Source organism: Pseudoalteromonas luteoviolacea H33-S (assembly GCF_001625695.1).
GTDB classification, from domain to species: Bacteria; Pseudomonadota; Gammaproteobacteria; order Enterobacterales; family Alteromonadaceae; genus Pseudoalteromonas; species Pseudoalteromonas luteoviolacea_B.
Genome location: NZ_AUXY01000058.1, coordinates 55696 through 74143 on the forward strand (window position 1 = coordinate 55696; position 18448 = coordinate 74143).

The following is an 18448-nucleotide window of genomic DNA, read 5'->3' on the forward strand; positions in this document are numbered from 1 at the left end:
AGGAAAGACCATGTCTTTTATCAATGAAACACACGATATTAATTTAAAAAGCTGGGTTGCAAGTGCAAACCAGGCTGGTAACGATTTCCCAATTCAAAACTTACCGTTTGCGTCATTTCGTCGCAAAGGCAACAATGAAGAATTCCGTGGCGGCGTAGCCATTGGTGATCAAGTACTAGATCTAGCAGTCGTTGCAGCTGCAAACATCTTTGACGGTTTAGCGCAAGAAGCGGTTGAAGCAGCAAATGCACAAGCACTAAACGAATTCATGGGTCTAGGTAAAGCACATTGGTCAGGCTTACGTTTAGCACTTTCTCGTGCATTACGTGAAGGCTCTGAGCATCAAGGTGCCCTTGAGAGTGCACTTGTAGCACAAGATGACGTTGAATATGCTCTTCCGTGTCACATTGGTGACTACACTGATTTCTACACATCAATCTATCACGCAACTGCAGTAGGTAGCTTGTTCCGCCCTGATAACCCACTTCTGCCTAACTACAAATGGGTACCAATCGGTTACCATGGCCGTGCTTCATCTATTGATGTATCAGGTCAGACTTTCCCGCGTCCTAAAGGCCAAACTAAGGCTCCAGATGCAGAAGCGCCATCATTTGGCCCTTGTAAACGTCTAGACTACGAACTAGAGCTAGGTATTTACCTTGGTAAAGGCAATGAACTCGGTGAAGCGATTGCACTTGAAGATGCAGAAGACCACGTATTCGGTTTCTGTCTATTTAATGACTGGTCAGCACGTGACCTACAAGCCTGGGAATACCAACCTTTAGGTCCATTCCTTGCGAAGAACTTTGCATCAACAGTCTCACCATGGATTGTGACAACAGAAGCGTTAGCACCATACCGCACCGCGTGGCACCGTGACGAAAACGACCCACAACCAATGAGCTACCTAGAGTCTGCACAGAACCGTGAGACTGGTTCATTTGATATTCAAATGGACGTACTTATCGAAACAGATAAGATGCGCAGCGAAAATGCAGCACCAAGCAAGGTTTCTGAGTCAAGCTTCAAGCACAGCTACTGGACAGTTGCACAAATGGTTACGCACCATACAGTCAATGGTTGTAACTTCTTACCAGGTGATATGCTAGGTTCAGGCACACAATCAGGCCCAGAACATGAAGAAGCAGGTTCATTACTTGAACTGTCTCGCGGCGGTAAAGAATCGATTACTTTAAGCAACGGCGAAGAGCGTAAATTCCTTGAAGACGGTGACAAGGTCATTATGCGCGGCTGGTGTGAAGCTGACGGCTTCAACCGTATCGGCTTCGGCTCAGTAGAAGGCACTGTGCTTCCTGCAAAATAATTGAATAAAATAATTTCATTCAAATCAAAGGCGTGCATAAACACGCCTTTTTTTTATGATTTTATACTGGCTTTTTGTATAAAAATTGTTAGAGTTAGGCGTTATCTAAATTTTTAAGTGTTATGTTAAGCGTTATCAAAAGCCTAGTTTTAAAGCTATTTCAACCCAAACAAGTCATGCTACGTCAAAATGGCGAAGTAAGTTTATTGGCTATACCAGCTTGGGTGCAAATCACGATTATAGTATGCCTAATCACAACTTTGGCATGGCTTGGCTTTACAACCTCACAATATTTCACACAAAAAACACATTTACTTGCGCTGTCCGATGAAGTTTCAAGCAAAGAAGCTGCGTTTCTTAGTAAGCAGGCTGCACTTGAAGCGCAACTAGCCCAACAGCAAACGCGCATAGCACAGCTCGATGCACAACATGCAGTACTAAACGAGCTTATGGCTTCACTCCCCAATACGCTGACTGAAGGTGAGGTGAATGACACAGCCCCTCTCCCATCAGAATCGCATGAAAATAGCGAAGTGAATACCGAATCATTAGAGCTACACGAAGAACATACTGACTCATTTCATCATCATGCGACTGAGCTAAACGACGCACAAAGCCAACTACTTAACCAATTGCACAATTTGATCGCTCGCAGAAATCAAGTTTTACTCGCGGGTATGCAAGAAGCAGGCATCAAAGCAAACACCTCAAATGAAGCGCAAGGTGGTCCTTATCACCAGGTTCAAAGTGATAAACTGCCTCAATCGTACCTCAACGCAATTGACAGCTCTGTACAATTGAACCAGTTAGAGCGCTTAGTGCAAAAACTGCCAGCAAGCATGCCAGTTAAAGAAGACAAATATTATATTTCTAGTGCATTTGGTTATCGAAAAGATCCAATAAACGGTCGCCGCGCCTACCACAAGGGCGTCGATTTAGCTGGGTGGCACAAAACAGAAATCATCGCACCTGCAGATGGTAAAGTTATCAGAGCCGGAAAATATGGCGGTTATGGCAAATTTATTGAAATTCAACATGTCAACGGGATCACGACACGTTACGGGCATTTACATACAATTAAAGTAAAAAAAGGCCAAAAAGTTAAGCAATCAGACGTAATTGCATTAATGGGTAGCACAGGAAGAAGTACCAGTACACACTTGCACTACGAAGTATTACAGGATAAAAAGCATATTAACCCTGTTAAACTTGCAAGAGTACTCGAACGTGTTCAATAAATTAAAAAATAATAAATCCTCAGCGCTCTACGTCGCCATGATCTCTCCCAACACCAAAGTCATTGGTGACATTCACTGCGAAGGTGAAATTCAAATTGATGGCATTGTTTCTGGTAACCTCGACGTCGAGCACTTAGTAATTGGTGAGCAAGGGACCATTGAGGGTAATATTAAAGCCACACAAGTTCATGTGAAAGGCACTGTCAACGGTTGTATCACTGCACAACAAGTCCGTTTAGAGCCTTCAGCTAAAGTACACGGCGATATAATCCATGATACCTTGAGTATCGAGGCTGGGGCACATATTGAAGGTCAACTTACACACAAAACAGACCTTTCAAATGTCACCCCAATTGAAAAGCAAGAGCAGGCCTAGTTTCTCGCAGTTATATACATTGTGACATCGGCGTGAAACACTTTCACGCCCTCAGCATTAAACACTTCAACTGGTACGATTAAATCTTCTTTATCTTGCCACTGATGTGGCAATGGGATCACCGCTTCAGCTTTAAGGTCACTATCCGCTTTTTTTAGATATTGCACTGTCATCCCTTTGGGGATCCATCTATGGGTATTTACAGGAACTGTTGCGTCAGTCACAACCCCAGCACATAGCTCTGCCAAATTACACTGGGCAATGGCATGCACTGTACCAATATGATTATGCACCGCACGACGATTGGGCATTTGCGCGCAAATTCTACCACTACTTAAATGTGTGATTTTAGGTTTAATAGTCGCAAAGTAAGGGGCTCTCTTACATACCGCTTTGCTGAATAAGCAATTTCCAAAAGGTAGCCAACGAAATTTTTTATAAGTATTTAACAATGAACTTGCCATAAACTATCCTGCCTTTTTGATTAAACCTAACACATCAGACCAGTTAACTCTAGTATCATCAATATATAAAAATATCCATATATCTATATAGGCTATTCAAGAAGTAAGCGCCTTTTAGAAAAAAGTACAATAAACAACCTGGGTCGATAAAAGGTAAAGCACTGTTTTAATGACTATTATTCATTCATAATTCTTATTAAACCCTTTCGATTAATAAAATATTATTGTATTACGGCGATTTGTCCTGTCTTTTTTTTTTGCGCGCAATACAATAGCGTCGAAAAGGAGACAGCATGCAACACCACACCAGTAAATCACTTATTTTCATCCTCGCCCTATTAGTCATATTTTGCCCGCTTGGTATTGATTTATACTTACCCGCTTTTGTCGACATGCAAAATGCACTAGCAGTAAACGAGGCTCAAATTCAACAAACTGTCAGTATTTATATGCTTGCTGTGGGACTCGGGCAATTGATTGCGGGGCCACTGGCAGATAAGTATGGGCGTAAACCAATCGCCCTCTCTGGTGTCAGCCTATTTATGATTGGCGCAGCACTGGCCACAGTTGTGGATACATGGGAGTCAGTGATGTTTGCTCGAGTACTTCAAGGTCTTGGCGCATGTGCTACTTTTGTCAGTGCTTTTGCCGTTGTGCGAGATAGCTTTGGTAACAAAGGCAGCGGCCAAATGATTACATATTTAAATGGCATTGTTTGCTTTATTCCAGCATTAGCACCTATTTTAGGCGCATGGCTAACTGTGGAACTTGGCTGGCGCAGTAATTTTGCGTTTTTATTTGTCTTTGCGGTATTTGGCCTTATTTTATTGTTTTTCATTTTTAAAGAAACGAAACCTGAGGATTCCATTTACAAAGGCCACATCCTCGATCTTCGCCGTTTTGGCCCTATGCTAAGTAGCCCCAAGTTTATGTTTAACGCATCAATTACCATGGTGTGTATGTCGGCAATGCTCGTGTTTGTGGTCGGTGCACCTGGGTGGATAATGTCTCATTTAAACCTCCCTATGACGGACTTTACTTTCTGGTTCGCGCTTAACGCATTTATCAGTATTGTATCCAGTTTTGTCGCACCGCAATTTATTAAACGTCATAGTCGTCGCGCTTTGCAATTTGGGCTCACTCTATTTTGTAGTGCAGGTGCCATCATCCTCATACTGCCGCAAATAGCAGCCGCTTATTACATGCTGCCAATGTATGTAGCCTCAATAGGGTTTGCTTTTACCATCGGTGCAGCGGCAGGCAATGCGTTAGCAGAGTTCCCTAAACAAGCTGGTACAGCTTCCGCATTAATTGGCCTCATGCAAATGAGCGGTGCCGGGCTATTAGCTGTATTGACTCAGCCGTTGGGGCTGACTGCACCATTGCAATTAGCACTGCACCTGTGCATGGGATTGCCTTTTTTAATGTTGTTGTTCTCAAAACATCGCCAAGCGTTACACAGTGCAAATTAACGTGACACTTTTTGCTAACTAGTCGTAAAACTGTCACATCAACTCGGCATACTGTATCTAATAGCTGCACAGGCTGTTGTTGAGAAGACATAGGACTTCTTTTTTAGCATTTATTTATATTGAATCAAAATCCCCCAACCTTGTTATGCGGGTTCATTTGGCCCGCATAGTTTTAAAAAAAGCGCAATAAAGCATTTTCAACCTGTTCCCGAATGATTAAACTAGCTCCTAACTGTATTACATTTACTCTACTATGCTAAATCCTGAATTTTTGATTTCATTCTTGTTTGCAAGCTTCATTATTGCTATCGCACCCGGGCCCTCAAATGCATTTTTAATGGCGCAAACCTTTACCCATGGTAAAACAGCTGGGATGCAAAGTGCACTGGGCTTTGCGCTCGGTGGCGTGATACACACTATTTTTGCCGTCATTGGTTTATCTGCTATTTTAAAAGCGTCTGAAACGGCCTACACAGCAGTCCAGTACCTCGGTGCCGGATATCTTGCTTATCTCGGGATAATGACCTTTAAAGCAACCTTATCGAACACCAATGACGAACACTCTGAAGGGGATAATAGTACACCGAGCAAATCCAGTAAGAACGTGACTTTTCAGGCAATGATGACCGAAGTACTGAACCCTAAAGTTGCGCTTTTTTTCATCGCTTTTATCCCCCAATTTGTTGATACTAGTTTAAATACATCCACAACAGTTCAATTAGCATTATTTGGTCTACTCTACCCCATCTTGGCTTTTCCTGTTGATTGTGTATACGTCTATGGTGGAGATAAAATTGCAGGCTACTTTAGAAGTCATCCACAAGCGCCTATATGGATAGATAGAATATCCGCAGCCATTTTTATCGCATTAGCTGTTAATCTATTGCTCTAAGGAAACTTATGAAATACACACAAGCTAACATTCCTGCGACCAAGCGCATTGCTTTAGTTGCCCACGATGGCAAAAAATCAAGTATGGCTAATTGGTGCAAAAAACATAGAGCCGTTTTAGTCCAGCATATTTTGAGTGCGACTGGCACAACAGGCGCACTGATAGTGTCACAGTCAGAGCTAGAAGTAACACAGTTAATGAGCGGGCCCATGGGGGGAGATCAACAAATAGGCGCCAAAATTGCTGAACAACAAATAGACATGTTGATATTTTTTTGGGACCCTTTGTCATCTCAGCCCCATGATCCAGATGTGAAAGCGCTATTGAGACTGGCTGCTGTTTGGAATATTCCAGTTGCGTGTAATGAAGCCAGTGCAGATATGCTGCTGACTTCAACTTTGATGAATACTGAGCTGCCAAGAACACAGCCCGATTATTCAGCATATATTTCTAATCGTATCCCTTAACGATAAATACGCTCAGCCCACTTTGTTAAGCCAGCGGTGACACTACCAAAGTTGTCACCGTTCAACATTGGAATATCGCCTAATTTTGCCTGTAATGCACTTTTTAACAACGGTGATTGTGCACTGCCCCCAGTCAAATAAATGGCATCAGGCTGAGTCCCTGCATCTGAAATCGCTTGCTCGGCAAGTGCCACAACCTGTTGTAAACTCGACTCAACAGACTCGGTTAATTGAGTAAGATTGAGGTTTTGTACCAATTCATTTTCAATAAATGATAAATCAACTTGATGCGCGCTATCATCACTCAACGCAATTTTCGCAAGTTCAGCCTGCCTAACAAATTGATGTGTCATCTTGTTTTCCTGGATCACTTGCAAGCGCTTTAGCTTTTCAGGCTCACAGACATCACGGAGCATGGTATTGAGCTCACGGCCAAAGGCACTGCTGTAAAAATCACTCTGCAATTGAATGTCATTGATTTTGCATGCTTGCCAAAAAGCTTGCTTTGGTAAAGGCAAACCAGATTTAAATTGTCCACCTAAACCACACACAGGCATTAACTTATGAAACGCCAAAGCAATATCTAAATCGTTGCCACCAATCCGCTTTCCCGTATGAGCCAGGAAGTGGGCACTCCTATCTTCACAATCTCGATAGCTTGGGCCCATTTGTACAAATGAGCAATCACTTGTACCACCGCCAATATCAACTACGAGTACTTTTTGGTCCTGTTGCAGATCTGATTCAAAATCAATTCCTGCTGCCAGGGGTTCATAAAGAAACTCCACATCAGTGAAACCCGCACGTTTCGCCGCCGTGGTTAAAATAGATACAGCTTGACGGTTGCTATCCTCTCCACCGACCGCTTGGAAATTAACTGGGCGGCCAATCACCGTTTGCGTCAGTGCTGAACCTAAGTGTTTCTCAGCTCGCGTTTTCAGCGCCATGATCATAGCTGTGGCAATATCTTCAAAAAATGCGATTTGCTCAGGCTTGAGCCCTATTGCGCCAAAGAATGACTTAGGCGATTTAACGAAATAGCCCTCTTCTGGCATAGAGATGTATTCTTCAATCGCTTCTTGACCAACAAAAACACCACTTTCTTGTGGCATCAAGTCTAAGTCGCTACGAGCAAACTGTGCGCTTTTCAATATGCCACTTCTCTGTGCTCTATACTGAGACTGGACACTCTCTTGAATCCCTTTTGCAACATATTCAGAAATAAGCGAGTTATGTAGTGCATATAAAGTAGAAGGAAGGTAATACTTAGAGTTTTCCAAAGGGATCAACTCGACTACGCCTGCACGCATTACACCCATTGCACAATTTGAGCTACCATAATCAAACCCAACGACCATTCTTACCTCGCATCCGCTCGCAAAAAAGGACGAAATTTACCATAGCTCAGATCGATTTTAAAGGATATCCCTCCTTACAAAGCGTCACGCATTCGCAAAAAGCTCGCGAATCTCGGTTTACCGTATTTGGTAAACCCTTGGTATTGAAATGTAATTGTACTTCCGATGGCTGGCGGGGAGACACGCTGCTCGTCTGTAAACCCCGTCCCGATGTTAAATATGACCCCCTCCATCGTTTTAACCCTGATTGCCCCCATCATTCCCTGATACTTACCTCTTCCTGGTAAATGTGCGATAACAACCGCTTCAGCATCAAACTTAGGCTTGTATTTAAGTACTTGAGCGGTTCTGCCAGCCTGATGAGTAGCAGCCTTTTCATGTAGCATTACTCCCTCGCCACCACGCAACAATACTTGCGTATAAAATTCATCTAACTGCGCTTTATTAGTAAAATGGTGCTGAGGAATTGGCTTCACATGGATACTGTGTAAGCCATTGACGATACCTTGGTATTTCTCAAAGCGTTGCTCAAATGTCAGCAGTGGATCTGGGGCATCAAAAATAAGGTAATGAACCTGTTGCCAATTCTCATGATCAGGGACTTTTCTGCGCACCAAACTACTAACAAATGCAAAGTTGTTATACCCTGCCCATAATTCGCCATCCAACCACCGATTAGGTAATACAGCCGTAAACCATTTTGGCGCGTGAATAATATGCCCTGTTCGGGTTTTAAGCAACTTGCCATCCCAAACTGCACGTACGCCATCATACTTTTCACTTACCAAATAATCGCTGACGGGTTTTTGTTGCGCATACACTTTTGCGAGTTGAACATCAGGTGCAATACTAGAAAAAGAAGTGGGGCTGATGCAAATAATGACGGCTGTACACAGCCAAAAAAAGACGTGTTTCATGCTACTTTCCTTTGCAGATAAAAACAGACAATAAAGACCATCACAGCTAAAACACCTTGTTAGCGTTTCAATGGCTCTTTTTAAAGTAGCACCTTTATCGGACTTGTACAGTTTAACTTGGCTTTGCGATTTGCTGCCACATCGCTTCCAAGCTCTCACTTCGCCACGCAGCTTTTTTAAAATCTTGGCCTGCTGAGTGTAAGTGAGGGATCACAACCGTTTTCAATCCTGCAGCAGTGGCAGATGCTAGCCCTGTTTGTGAATCTTCTACGGCAATCGCTTCTTGTGCGCTAATATTGAGTTTAGCCATGGCCAAACAGTAGGGTTCTGGGTGTGGTTTAGGATTGGTTACATCATCTTTGCAAACAATATAGTCAAAAAACTCGTGCAGTTGATAATGTGCTAACACGGGAAGCGCTTCTGCTCGTGTACTGCCAGTAACCAAAGCCAACTTATAATGTTGTGAACAAAGAGAGAGCACGTCCATAGCGTGTGGCATCAGTTTAGGTTTCTCAGTAGCAGCAGTTTCTACAAACTGTGTATTTTTTAACGTTGCTAACTCCCCCCCCGAATAAGGAAGGTTGTAACGTTGCTGCAAAATATGGCCAGTTTTAACCGTAGGCACACCAGAGAATTCATCGCAAAACTCAGATTCACTGATGAAAATATTAAATGGTGAGAGTACTTTGCACCAACTGGTGTAATGGAGTGTCTCTGAGTCTACTAAGGTACCATCAAAATCGAATAATATTGCCTGTAAACCCATAAACACTCCTGATCATTTTTTATTTAGCCTTTCAAAGCTGCAGGTGGCTCAGCGTACGCCTCTTCACCCGTCTCCACTTCAACTAACTCGTAACCACGTTGCTTACGAACAACTTTTAATACTGGCTTTTCAAACGCTGATTTAAGTCTATCAGAATCCGCTTGTAACTCTTCAATCGTGTGACCAAAAGGAGCGGCACCTGTCTCTGACCAATTAGTCACTTTACCATTGATATTGTATTCAACTTCATGAATTTGGTATAGCGGTGATTCACTATCTTTACCTTCACAAAAAATCACGCGATAGTTCCAAAACCCAGACATGTTTAACTCCTCTTACTTAAACTACGATGCGACTGTATCAGCTAATTCCGACAGTTGCATTAAAGAAATAAAAAACCCGTGTTATTTATCCAATAACACGGGTTTAAAATTGACTAATTCATTTCAGTTACAAATTAAAAGAAACGAACCTTGAACTCAGCACCTATGAAGCGCTCTTCATTTAACATACCAGTGTTGTTATTGAAATCTACACCACCAATAACAACTTGTTCATCAAACAAGTTACGTACAAATACAGACGTTTCGTATTCGTTGTCACCAGACGCCCATGCATAACCTGCTCTTACGCCTGTTTCGAATAGTGCTTTGCCTTCAAACTCAACTGACTCATACAAGAAGAAGTTAATTTTGCTACGGTAAGAAGTATCAGCGTATACGAAGAAGTCACCGCCTTCTAACTCTTTAGTGTAGCGAAGCGTTGCGTTTGCAATCCACTCTGGTGCATGTGGAAGGCTATTACCATCCAAAATTGCACGTGCTTCAGGTCCATTAGGGCCTTCAACCATATAAGTAGGATCTGTCACTGTACATTGATTACATACCGCAACCGCTAAGTTTGCATCATCTAGTTCAGTGTTGTTATAGCTCAAATTAAACGTCGCGTTTAACTCATCTGTAAGTACCCACTCAGTATCCAACTCAAAACCATAACCGGTTGTTTTGTCAGCATTGATTAGGCGGTTAAAGTTAGAACCACCACCTACAGCCGTCAGCTGCTGATCATCCATTTGATAATAGAACACAGTCGCATTCACACGACCTTGACCATCAAGTACATCTGATTTAACACCGAACTCAATTGAGTTTGTAGTTTCAGACTCAGCTACAGTTACTTCATCACCAAATACAATACGACCTTGAACACTTGGCGCACGGAAACCATTTGCTAAACGACCGAATAAGTTAATATCATCCGTCAGCTTGTATGTTGCACTTAAATCCCAGCTCACATGGCTGTCACTAGGGTTTGCGCTGCCTTCTAGGAAGTCAGGAGAACCATTCCAAGGTGTTGGGTTATCAGTTCTTTTCGCATAGAACTCTTTTTCATCATCAGAGTAGCGAAGACCAAGAGTCACATCTAACTTTTCAGACAGTGTGTAATCAAAAGAACCGAATACAGCCCAAGCTGAAGTGTCTTGATTCTGGATAGCATAGCCATTTTGTAAACCATATTGGCCCGCTGCTGTATCAAATACACCAGTGTCAAAGCTGAAGCTTTCAATGGTCATTTCTTCTTCAAATAAGAACACACCTACTTGGTAATTGAAATCACCTGAGTAGTTACTTGAAAGACGTAATTCTTGTGTATATTGGTCATGATCTGGAAGCGCATCTGCTGTTTCAGATGAGAAAGGGATTTTACCCGGTCCCATTGCTGGAGCAAACGCATTACCATATGCACCATCAATGTCCGCGCGCGAGTATATCTCAGCACTTTCCCAAGCAGTAATTGACGTCACAGTGTGCTCTGCAAGATCCCACTCAAGCTTTAAGCTTAAGCCCTGCGTTTCAACTTCTTGTGTCGCACGAGACGCTGCATCATGATAAACAACATCATTATCATAAATAGGGTTAATGTTATTCGAACCTTTCTCAATCAGATTTGCACGGAAAGGGATTGGGCGGCCATCAAGGTCACGAACGTGATAGTTTAACAAACCTGTAAAGTCATCACCTTCGTATAAGAATTGAATACGTGCTGCTTTTTCGCTGTAGCCACCTAGTGAATTATCTTTTGCAAATTCATTGGTGATGCCTTCAGGAGAACGAACATCAATGTAGTCTGGCTGCTCTTGCCATAATACAGATACACGTGTAGAAATTTTGTCAGTTAGACCAGTACCTACAGCACCTTCAAAGTCAACAGACTCGCGGCTACCGTATGCAACTGATGCGTAGCCATCAAATTCTTGGCTTGGTTTTACAGAGTCAAATTTAACTAGACCAGCTGGCGTGTTACGACCAAATAAAGTGCCCTGTGGTCCACGTAATACTTCGATACGCTCAATATCAAAAACAGGGAAACCTTTTAAGATAGGATTTTCTTGAACGACTTCGTCAACAACTAAAGAAACCGGTTGAGATGCATTCAAATCGAAGTCTGTGTTACCAAGACCGCGAACATAAAAGCGCGGGAATGTGCGTCCAAACGAAGATTCAACCGATAGGCTCGGGATCTTAGCGTTCATAAAGCGGATATCCATACCAGCAGAACTATAGGCGTCTAAATTATCACCTTGTAAGGCAGACACTGAAACTGGCACTTCTTGTGCATTTTCAACACGCTTACGCGCAGTAATTTGAATCACTTCCAGTTGATTGCTTTTCGCTTGCTCTTCTTCAGCTAGCGTAGTGAATGAAGTACCTGCCACAGCAGAGAACAACGTCGCATTGATTAAAGTTGCTAACGTAGATCTTTTCATTGCTTTCATGTTGGTTTTTGACCTTATTAATGCACTCTTTGAGTTCAACGGTATATTTGGGCGCCGTATCACATTGGCTATGGCGTTCAATTTTGCGCGTTGATGACAAACAACGCGGACCTCGATCTCGAGAGTGCAAAACGTTAAAACGAGGCTGAACGCAACGGGCGTAATTATAGCAGCATATTTTTAAAATGCTTCTAATAAACACATAAATTACACACATTTTTACAACGTTCGACGACGTTAGGTAAAATATTACAACTTTTAGCTACAAAAAGCGGACATTTGTCCTTATAAACTCATCAATACTATGTTCAAGGAAATATTTTTTACCTAATTAATATACAAAAGATCAATATTTCGTTGATAAAGAAAAAAACGCAAAATTTAGACTTTGCTAAAAACAACCGAAATAAATTTAAGTTACAAAGGTTACCATCGCCCAAAATGGTAACCGGTGTCATGAAAGCATATCTATATTAACTAACTGCTCTATAAGATAAGAGGACATTAGACCTCATTAAGCAGATAGCAATAGATATGTGATTTGAACGTGATATTTAAAAAAGGTTCCGTAACAGGGTTAAAATAAATTTAACCCTCCCAATAAGAGAAGTTCTAAATAATAGTGGCAGTAATTACTCCGCCCCAAATACATGTCAAACTGACACTATACACTTGGAGCTTGCAAGCCTTTATAGTTTGATTTGTGTGTTTTTGGACAATATTCAACAATAGCAACGCCAGCAGTTGGAAAAATAGGCATTTCTCCCGGCACTAGTTGATCTATCATATAACTTACAATAGGCATATGAGCTATCACTAGCCACGTGTCTATTTCGTCATGCATACTGATGAGTGTTTCTAAATAATCGATGGCAAAAGAAGCACTGCCGCTCGGGATAATATCAGAACACGTCTCTTGATAAGAAAACTCATTACTTTGCTTTACAGCATCTGCGGTTTGTTGTGCGCGTAAATATGGGCTGACAAGCAATGCATTAGGCTTATGGTTGTTAGATAACCACTGCCCCATGTTTAATGCATCTAATTGGCCGCGTTCAGTCAATAAACGCGCAGCATCATTTGCTTGCATTGGACCGGCTTCACCATGACGCATTATCAATATTGTTTTCATAGCTCTCCGAAAAGTATTGGCTTTTTATCTCGATTCAGTAGTAAACCTAGCTGCAAGTCCGCTATATTAAAACAAATTACTTAGAACTGGTAAGCGGTTTACTGCTTTTAAGACTGTCTCACTTATTATATCGGCGGCGTTAACTTGAAATTAAGCAACAATGATAATAAACAATATAAGCACGTTACACTGGACAATGGTCTTAAGGCTTTACTCATAACAGACCCTAGCAGTGAAAAATCCGCAGTCTCTTTAACGATAAACGTTGGCCACTTTGACGATCCAGTTAATCGCCAAGGTATGGCTCACTTTATTGAGCATATGCTGTTTTTGGGTACAGAGCAATACCCAATCAAAGGGGAGTTTGCTCAAATCGTTAATCAGCACGGTGGCAATAGTAATGCTTGGACAGGCACAGAGCATACTTGTTACTTTTTTGATTGCATAGCAGCCGAACTTGGTTCTCTGCTCCCTCGCTTTGCTGACTTTTTTATAGCCCCAAGCTTCGAACAAAGCGCACTGCTTGATGAGCGTAATGCGATAGATGCTGAATTTAACCTAAAAGTAAAAGATGATAACCGCCGTATCATTCAAGCGCATAAGGAAACAGCAAACCCGGCGCATCCATTTACCAAATTTTCAGTTGGCAATCACGATACCTTAGGTGATAAACACGGTGATATTCACAGTGAAGTCATTCAATTTTTTAAACAACACTATCAAGCTCAATGGATGACACTCGTCGTTGCAGGCCCACAAACATTAATCGAGCTTGAAAAGCTTGCTCGAGTACACTTTAATACCATTTCTGGTGACAGGAATCTGCCAAAACCCAAGATTAAAGTGCCGTTTTATCGACAACAAGATCTTGGATTAAAACTACAAATTAAACCAAGAAAGCATCTACAAAAGCTGATCGTCAGTTTCGCCATGCCAAATATAGATGAGTTATATCGCTATAAAAGTCTCAGCTTTCTAGCTCATTTATTGGGATATGAAGGAGAAGGCTCACTGTATGCAATTTTAAAAAAAAATGGTTGGATCAACGCCCTATCTGCCGGTGGCGGTGTGAATGGCAGTAATTTTAAAGATTTCAACATCAGCTTTGCGCTCACAGATTTGGGCATTGAATTTTATGAAGACATCGTTGAAATGTTATTTGAGTATATAAGTCTGATTCAAGTACAGCATCACACTTTGCCAGCTCTTTACGCAGATAAGAAACGTCTGATGGAACTAGCTTTCGACAATCAGGAAGTCAACAAACTTATTGACTGGGTCAGCAATGTCAGCGTAAACATGCATCACTACAGTGAAGAGTACACCCTCTACGGCGACTATTGTATGGAACGCTTTAATCAAACTCTACATACTGAACTAATGGGCTATTTAACGCCTAATAATATGCGCCTTGTACTTATTCACCCAACAGCAACAGATGAAACTGATGCTATAAACAAAATTGCACAGTGGTATAACACGCCATATCAAGTCGTGAAAATCAATCAACAGTGGTTAGATGCACTTGCACGAATAAATGAACCATTACCAGAGATGCGTTTACCTAATGTAAACCCTTATCTTAGCGAAGAAAATACGCTATTTGACATCGAGTCAACAACACATATCCCTACTCGACTGCAAGAACGACCGGGTTTTGCCTTTTGGTTTAAACAAGATGCAACATTTAGGGTTACCAAAGGACACTTTTATCTAGAGATAGACTCTGAGACCTCTATACTAAATCATACATCAATGGCCCTAACACGATTGTTTGCCGATTTATTTATGGATAGTGTTGCTGAGCAATTTTACTCGGCTGAATTAGCAGGATTAAGTTACCACCTGACATCACACCAAGGCGGATTAACATTGCACACAGCTGGGCTCTCAGCATCTCAACTTAAACTTGTATCTCAACTTGTTGAAGCTCTGCAAAAACAGCCTATCAGTGCGGCAAGGTTTGCTGAATATAAAAAGCAGCTGATCCGACATTGGCAAAACCACAATAAAAATAAGCCAGTTAGCGAGTTATTCAGTATTTTAGGTGCGAAGCTTATGCCCTGGAACCCAACTCCAAATGAGTTAGCAAGCGCGCTGAAAAATGTGTGTTTTAACGAGTTTAATGCGTTTAGGGACTCATTTTTCACTTCAATACATGCAAAAGCTTTTTTACATGGTAATTGGCAAAGTCAACACGCAATTGTAACTGAGCAACAGTTACTCTGTAGCTTTGCGAAAAGCGAAATATTAGAAGATCTCAAGAAACCACTTGAAACAATTAAGCAACGCCAAATTGAGCACTTTGAGAGCGCAAACAATGAGCACGCCTTTGTACACTACATTCAAGCACCAACACCCAATGTACAAGATAAAATAAAAATCATGGCTTTCAACCAGCTTGTAAGTCAGCATTATTTTGAAAAGCTTCGTACCGAACAGCAATTGGGTTACTTAGTAGGTGCTGGCTATGCGCCATTTAATACTCGAGCCGGTATCGCTTTTTATATTCAGTCTCCGAATTACCACAGCGGAGACTTATTAAAGTACCACCAGCAATTTTTAAATGACTTTGTCTCGAATATTGATGAGTTTGATGGGCAACACTGGTTAGACGTGAAATCTAGCCTGAAGTCACAAATAGCAGAAAAAGATAAAAATTTACGTCTACGATCACAACGCTTTTGGATAGCAATCGGAAATGATGATCATACTTTTTCAATGCAAGCTCAATTATTAGATGAGCTCAATAAGCTTACATTCAAAGAATTGAGGCATTTTATTTGCCAAATCTCCAACAAGGAGTTTCCAAGTATTACTTTAACCATTAATTAGTTTTGGATTAGGTCTGGAAGATTTGAACTGGATAGTAGAAAAGCTTACTGACTACCAGAGTGAACAGCCATAAAACAACCAACTACCGCAAGTGTTTCCATATTTCATCAATTATGCTTTGACTCAGGCTGGTTGTTTCGATTAGATTAACGGTGAATGTATTAATCTTGTACACTATGGTATATAAAAACAATATAAGAATTTTATTGGCTCTTATTTATCTTTTTGCTTTGAGTACCCCTGTACACGCATCAGCATTTTTAGAGCCCCTTTTAAGTACTCCTCAGACTTTTTTGGCTGTGGCTTTAGCCTGTTTGGCTCCATTTTTCATCACTCTGCTCCTAAATCGAAATGCTAAGCGCAAATTGGACAACCTTCGTATGTCTGAAAAATGGCTGAAAAGTACCGTCGAAGGCAGTGGTGACACACTGTGGGATTGGAACATTCAATCTGGTGATATTATTCGTATTAATGATAAATACGCATTAAATGAAGAGAAAAGTAATCACTTTATTCCCAATGCTAAGCGCATACATCCACAAGATATTCCACTCGTTGAGAAACAGCTTAAATTGCATTTCGCTGAAAAAACCGCTTTCTTTGAAGCTTCTTATCGTTTAAGAGACAACCTTAACCAATACCACTGGGTACTAGATAAAGGGAAAGTAATTAGTAAAGATGACAATCTCAACCCGCTAAGAATGACGGGTACAGTGAGAGATATAAATCACTTAAAAAGTACCGAAGAACGTCTGAATTTATTTGCTAAATGTGTAGAGTCACTGACCGATGCCATTGCTATTTATGACCATAACTTCAAGCTAGTCGATCTTAATCCAAGTTATTTAAGAGTATTTGGCGGAAAACGGGCACAATATATCGAGTCAGAATTTCAGCTACCTGGATATGACAGTCGCTTTATAAGACAAATAAAGTCCGCTCTAAAAGAAACTGAGCATTGGCAAGAGGAGCTGAAAATTTATGATCATAAAGGTAGTATGCTACCCATAGAGGTAACGATTGATGAGATTAAGAACAGCCATGGTCATGTGACCAATTATGTTGTTGTCTTCTCAGATCTCACAGAGAGAAAAAAAGCAGAATCGCAGCTGCACAATCTTTCAAATAGAGACAGAATCACAGGGCTGCCTAATCGAAATTTATTTTTTACCAATTTAAAAAAGCTCTCTCAGCAAGGTACTCATCACGCTTTGTTGGTTTTTGATTTGGACAACTTCAAAAAGATAAACGACTCTCTTGGTCATCAGCTGGGCGATAGCTTACTTTCTAAACTCTCCATGAGATTAAACAAATTATGCCGCCAGCAAGATACATTCTATCGTTTAGGCGGTGATGAATTTGCACTCGTCATGTCCGGCACAAATGACATACATACAATCACAAAGGTCGCTAAGCAGTTTCTAGCAGCCATTGCAACCCCGTTTAAAATGGCAAACCATGAATTGGTGATCACCTCTTCAGTTGGTATTGTGCTCTTTCCTGAGGATGGAAAAACGCCTGAAATTCTTCTGAAAAACGCAGATACTGCAATGTATCATGCCAAGCAAAAAGGCAATCACTATTTATTTTTTAACGATTCAATGAATGAGCAAGCAGTCAAACGTTTGCAAATTGAAAACTTGATGCGCTTTGGCCTAAAAGAAGATCATTTTATAGTTTACTATCAGCCCAAGATGGACATAAGAACCGGAAAACTCGTCGGTATGGAGGCACTTGTTCGGTTTATTACACCTAAGAAAGGAATTATAAGTCCAGGAGTGTTTATACCAATTGCTGAAGAAACCGGACAAATTATTGAAATTGGCGAAGTAGTACTTGATAAAGCATGTAAAGATGTAAAACGATGGGTAGACAAAGGACTTTTCAATGGCCGAGTAGCCGTGAACTTATCTGCGAAACAGTTTAGCTTACCTGATTTAACTGCCCGCATTGATATTATCTTGCAAAAAAATCAACTTCCTTCATATTTTCTTGAACTTGAAATTACAGAAGGAACAGTTATGGACGATCCTCAAGAAGCAATTTCAATTATGAGATCGCTAAGCTCCCGTGGAATTCACCTTGCAATGGATGACTTTGGTACGGGATACTCGTCATTGGCCTATTTAAAGCAATTTCCGCTTAATACACTCAAAGTTGATAAGGCCTTTATAGATGATATGGGCAGCGAGCGAGGTCGCAATATGGTAGATTCTATCGTTACTATTGCACATAACCTAGATCTTCATGTCGTTGCTGAAGGTGTTGAAGAAGAAGAGCAGCTGGCTCTACTAAAGCAGTTAGAGTGTCAAACAATACAGGGTTACTACTATTCCAAACCGCTTTCTAGTGACGAGTTTGAGCACTTCTTACAAGCGGAAAATGATATAAAACCAAGCCTACAACTCGTTAATTAATTGCTAAATAATCT

At 41.2% G+C, this 18448-nt stretch carries 15 protein-coding genes; 8 read left to right on the plus strand and 7 right to left on the minus strand.

Translation table 11 applies throughout. The annotated features are described in order from the left end of the window. Positions 1-10: 10 nt before the first annotated feature. The 3 genes from fahA (at position 11) to N477_RS06925 (ending at position 2938) form a co-directional block, all read left to right on the plus strand. Complete coding sequence (fahA, locus tag N477_RS06915; RefSeq protein WP_063361776.1) at positions 11-1324, plus strand: fumarylacetoacetase; 1314 nt, start codon at positions 11-13, stop codon at positions 1322-1324. A 122-nt stretch (positions 1325-1446) separates the two neighbouring features. Beyond that, positions 1447-2562: a M23 family metallopeptidase gene (locus N477_RS06920; protein ID WP_063361777.1), complete on the plus strand. Its 1116-nt coding sequence runs from the start codon at positions 1447-1449 to the stop codon at positions 2560-2562. Then, positions 2552-2938 carry a bactofilin family protein gene (locus tag N477_RS06925; protein ID WP_063361778.1) on the plus strand — a complete coding sequence of 129 codons (387 nt, stop codon included), beginning with the start codon at positions 2552-2554 and terminating at the stop codon, positions 2936-2938. The genes N477_RS06920 and N477_RS06925 overlap by 11 nt, the downstream gene beginning before the upstream one ends. Here N477_RS06925 and N477_RS06930 read toward each other — a convergent pair. Continuing rightward, positions 2935-3402 carry a hotdog fold domain-containing protein gene (locus N477_RS06930; protein WP_063361779.1) on the minus strand — a complete coding sequence of 156 codons (468 nt, stop codon included), beginning with the start codon at positions 3400-3402 and terminating at the stop codon, positions 2935-2937. The genes N477_RS06925 and N477_RS06930 overlap by 4 nt on opposite strands. Positions 3403-3695: 293 nt before the next feature. Between N477_RS06930 and N477_RS06935 the strand changes: the two genes are divergently transcribed. The 3 genes from N477_RS06935 to N477_RS06945 all read left to right on the plus strand — a co-directional run bounded on the left by N477_RS06935 (position 3696) and on the right by N477_RS06945 (position 6233). Further along, the gene (locus N477_RS06935) at positions 3696-4874 is read left to right on the plus strand and encodes a multidrug effflux MFS transporter (RefSeq protein WP_063361780.1); all 1179 of its coding nucleotides are present in this window, start codon (positions 3696-3698) and stop codon (positions 4872-4874) included. Between the two features lie 253 nt (positions 4875-5127). Further along, positions 5128-5766 (plus strand): LysE family translocator, encoded by a 639-nt coding sequence (locus tag N477_RS06940; protein WP_063361781.1) that lies wholly within the window; start codon positions 5128-5130, stop codon positions 5764-5766. A gap of 8 nt (positions 5767-5774) precedes the next feature. After that, positions 5775-6233, plus strand: a complete 459-nt coding sequence (locus N477_RS06945) for a methylglyoxal synthase (protein ID WP_063361782.1) — start codon at positions 5775-5777, stop codon at positions 6231-6233. Here N477_RS06945 and yegD read toward each other — a convergent pair. The 6 genes from yegD to sixA all read right to left on the minus strand — a co-directional run bounded on the left by yegD (position 6230) and on the right by sixA (position 13182). Beyond that, positions 6230-7591 carry a molecular chaperone gene (yegD, locus tag N477_RS06950; RefSeq protein WP_063361783.1) on the minus strand — a complete coding sequence of 454 codons (1362 nt, stop codon included), beginning with the start codon at positions 7589-7591 and terminating at the stop codon, positions 6230-6232. The genes N477_RS06945 and yegD overlap by 4 nt on opposite strands. A gap of 74 nt (positions 7592-7665) precedes the next feature. Further along, positions 7666-8508 carry a DNA ligase gene (locus N477_RS06955; protein WP_063361784.1) on the minus strand — a complete coding sequence of 281 codons (843 nt, stop codon included), beginning with the start codon at positions 8506-8508 and terminating at the stop codon, positions 7666-7668. A 112-nt stretch (positions 8509-8620) separates the two neighbouring features. Further along, positions 8621-9274, minus strand: coding sequence for an HAD family hydrolase (locus tag N477_RS06960; RefSeq protein WP_063361785.1), 654 nt, complete (start codon positions 9272-9274; stop codon positions 8621-8623). A 23-nt stretch (positions 9275-9297) separates the two neighbouring features. Next, positions 9298-9597 (minus strand): hypothetical protein, encoded by a 300-nt coding sequence (locus tag N477_RS06965; RefSeq protein WP_063361786.1) that lies wholly within the window; start codon positions 9595-9597, stop codon positions 9298-9300. 134 nt (positions 9598-9731) lie between these two features. After that, positions 9732-12050 carry a TonB-dependent receptor gene (locus tag N477_RS06970; protein ID WP_063361787.1) on the minus strand — a complete coding sequence of 773 codons (2319 nt, stop codon included), beginning with the start codon at positions 12048-12050 and terminating at the stop codon, positions 9732-9734. A gap of 664 nt (positions 12051-12714) precedes the next feature. Beyond that, the gene (gene sixA / locus N477_RS06975; RefSeq protein ID WP_063361788.1) at positions 12715-13182 is read right to left on the minus strand and encodes a phosphohistidine phosphatase SixA; all 468 of its coding nucleotides are present in this window, start codon (positions 13180-13182) and stop codon (positions 12715-12717) included. A gap of 144 nt (positions 13183-13326) precedes the next feature. Between sixA and N477_RS06980 the strand changes: the two genes are divergently transcribed. Both N477_RS06980 and N477_RS06985 read left to right on the plus strand, forming a co-directional pair. Further along, a complete protein-coding gene (locus N477_RS06980) occupies positions 13327-16017 on the plus strand; it encodes an insulinase family protein (protein ID WP_063361789.1) in 2691 nt (896 codons plus the stop codon). 176 nt (positions 16018-16193) lie between these two features. After that, positions 16194-18434 (plus strand): EAL domain-containing protein, encoded by a 2241-nt coding sequence (locus N477_RS06985; protein ID WP_063361790.1) that lies wholly within the window; start codon positions 16194-16196, stop codon positions 18432-18434. Positions 18435-18448: the final 14 nt, after the last annotated feature.

What these genes read in the sequence shown, in the direction of transcription:
- fahA (WP_063361776.1), top strand. Translation starts at nt 11, where the DNA reads ATGTCTTTTATCAATGAAACACACGATATTAATTTAAAAAGCTGGGTT.
- N477_RS06935 (WP_063361780.1), top strand. Translation starts at nt 3,696, where the DNA reads ATGCAACACCACACCAGTAAATCACTTATTTTCATCCTCGCCCTATTA.
- yegD (WP_063361783.1), bottom strand. Translation starts at nt 7,591, where the DNA reads ATGGTCGTTGGGTTTGATTATGGTAGCTCAAATTGTGCAATGGGTGTA.
- sixA (WP_063361788.1), bottom strand. Translation starts at nt 13,182, where the DNA reads ATGAAAACAATATTGATAATGCGTCATGGTGAAGCCGGTCCAATGCAA.
- N477_RS06965 (WP_063361786.1), bottom strand. Translation starts at nt 9,597, where the DNA reads ATGTCTGGGTTTTGGAACTATCGCGTGATTTTTTGTGAAGGTAAAGAT.
- N477_RS06940 (WP_063361781.1), top strand. Translation starts at nt 5,128, where the DNA reads ATGCTAAATCCTGAATTTTTGATTTCATTCTTGTTTGCAAGCTTCATT.
- N477_RS06985 (WP_063361790.1), top strand. Translation starts at nt 16,194, where the DNA reads ATGGTATATAAAAACAATATAAGAATTTTATTGGCTCTTATTTATCTT.
- N477_RS06970 (WP_063361787.1), bottom strand. Translation starts at nt 12,050, where the DNA reads ATGAAAGCAATGAAAAGATCTACGTTAGCAACTTTAATCAATGCGACG.
- N477_RS06960 (WP_063361785.1), bottom strand. Translation starts at nt 9,274, where the DNA reads ATGGGTTTACAGGCAATATTATTCGATTTTGATGGTACCTTAGTAGAC.
- N477_RS06920 (WP_063361777.1), top strand. Translation starts at nt 1,447, where the DNA reads ATGTTAAGCGTTATCAAAAGCCTAGTTTTAAAGCTATTTCAACCCAAA.
- N477_RS06945 (WP_063361782.1), top strand. Translation starts at nt 5,775, where the DNA reads ATGAAATACACACAAGCTAACATTCCTGCGACCAAGCGCATTGCTTTA.
- N477_RS06930 (WP_063361779.1), bottom strand. Translation starts at nt 3,402, where the DNA reads ATGGCAAGTTCATTGTTAAATACTTATAAAAAATTTCGTTGGCTACCT.
- N477_RS06955 (WP_063361784.1), bottom strand. Translation starts at nt 8,508, where the DNA reads ATGAAACACGTCTTTTTTTGGCTGTGTACAGCCGTCATTATTTGCATC.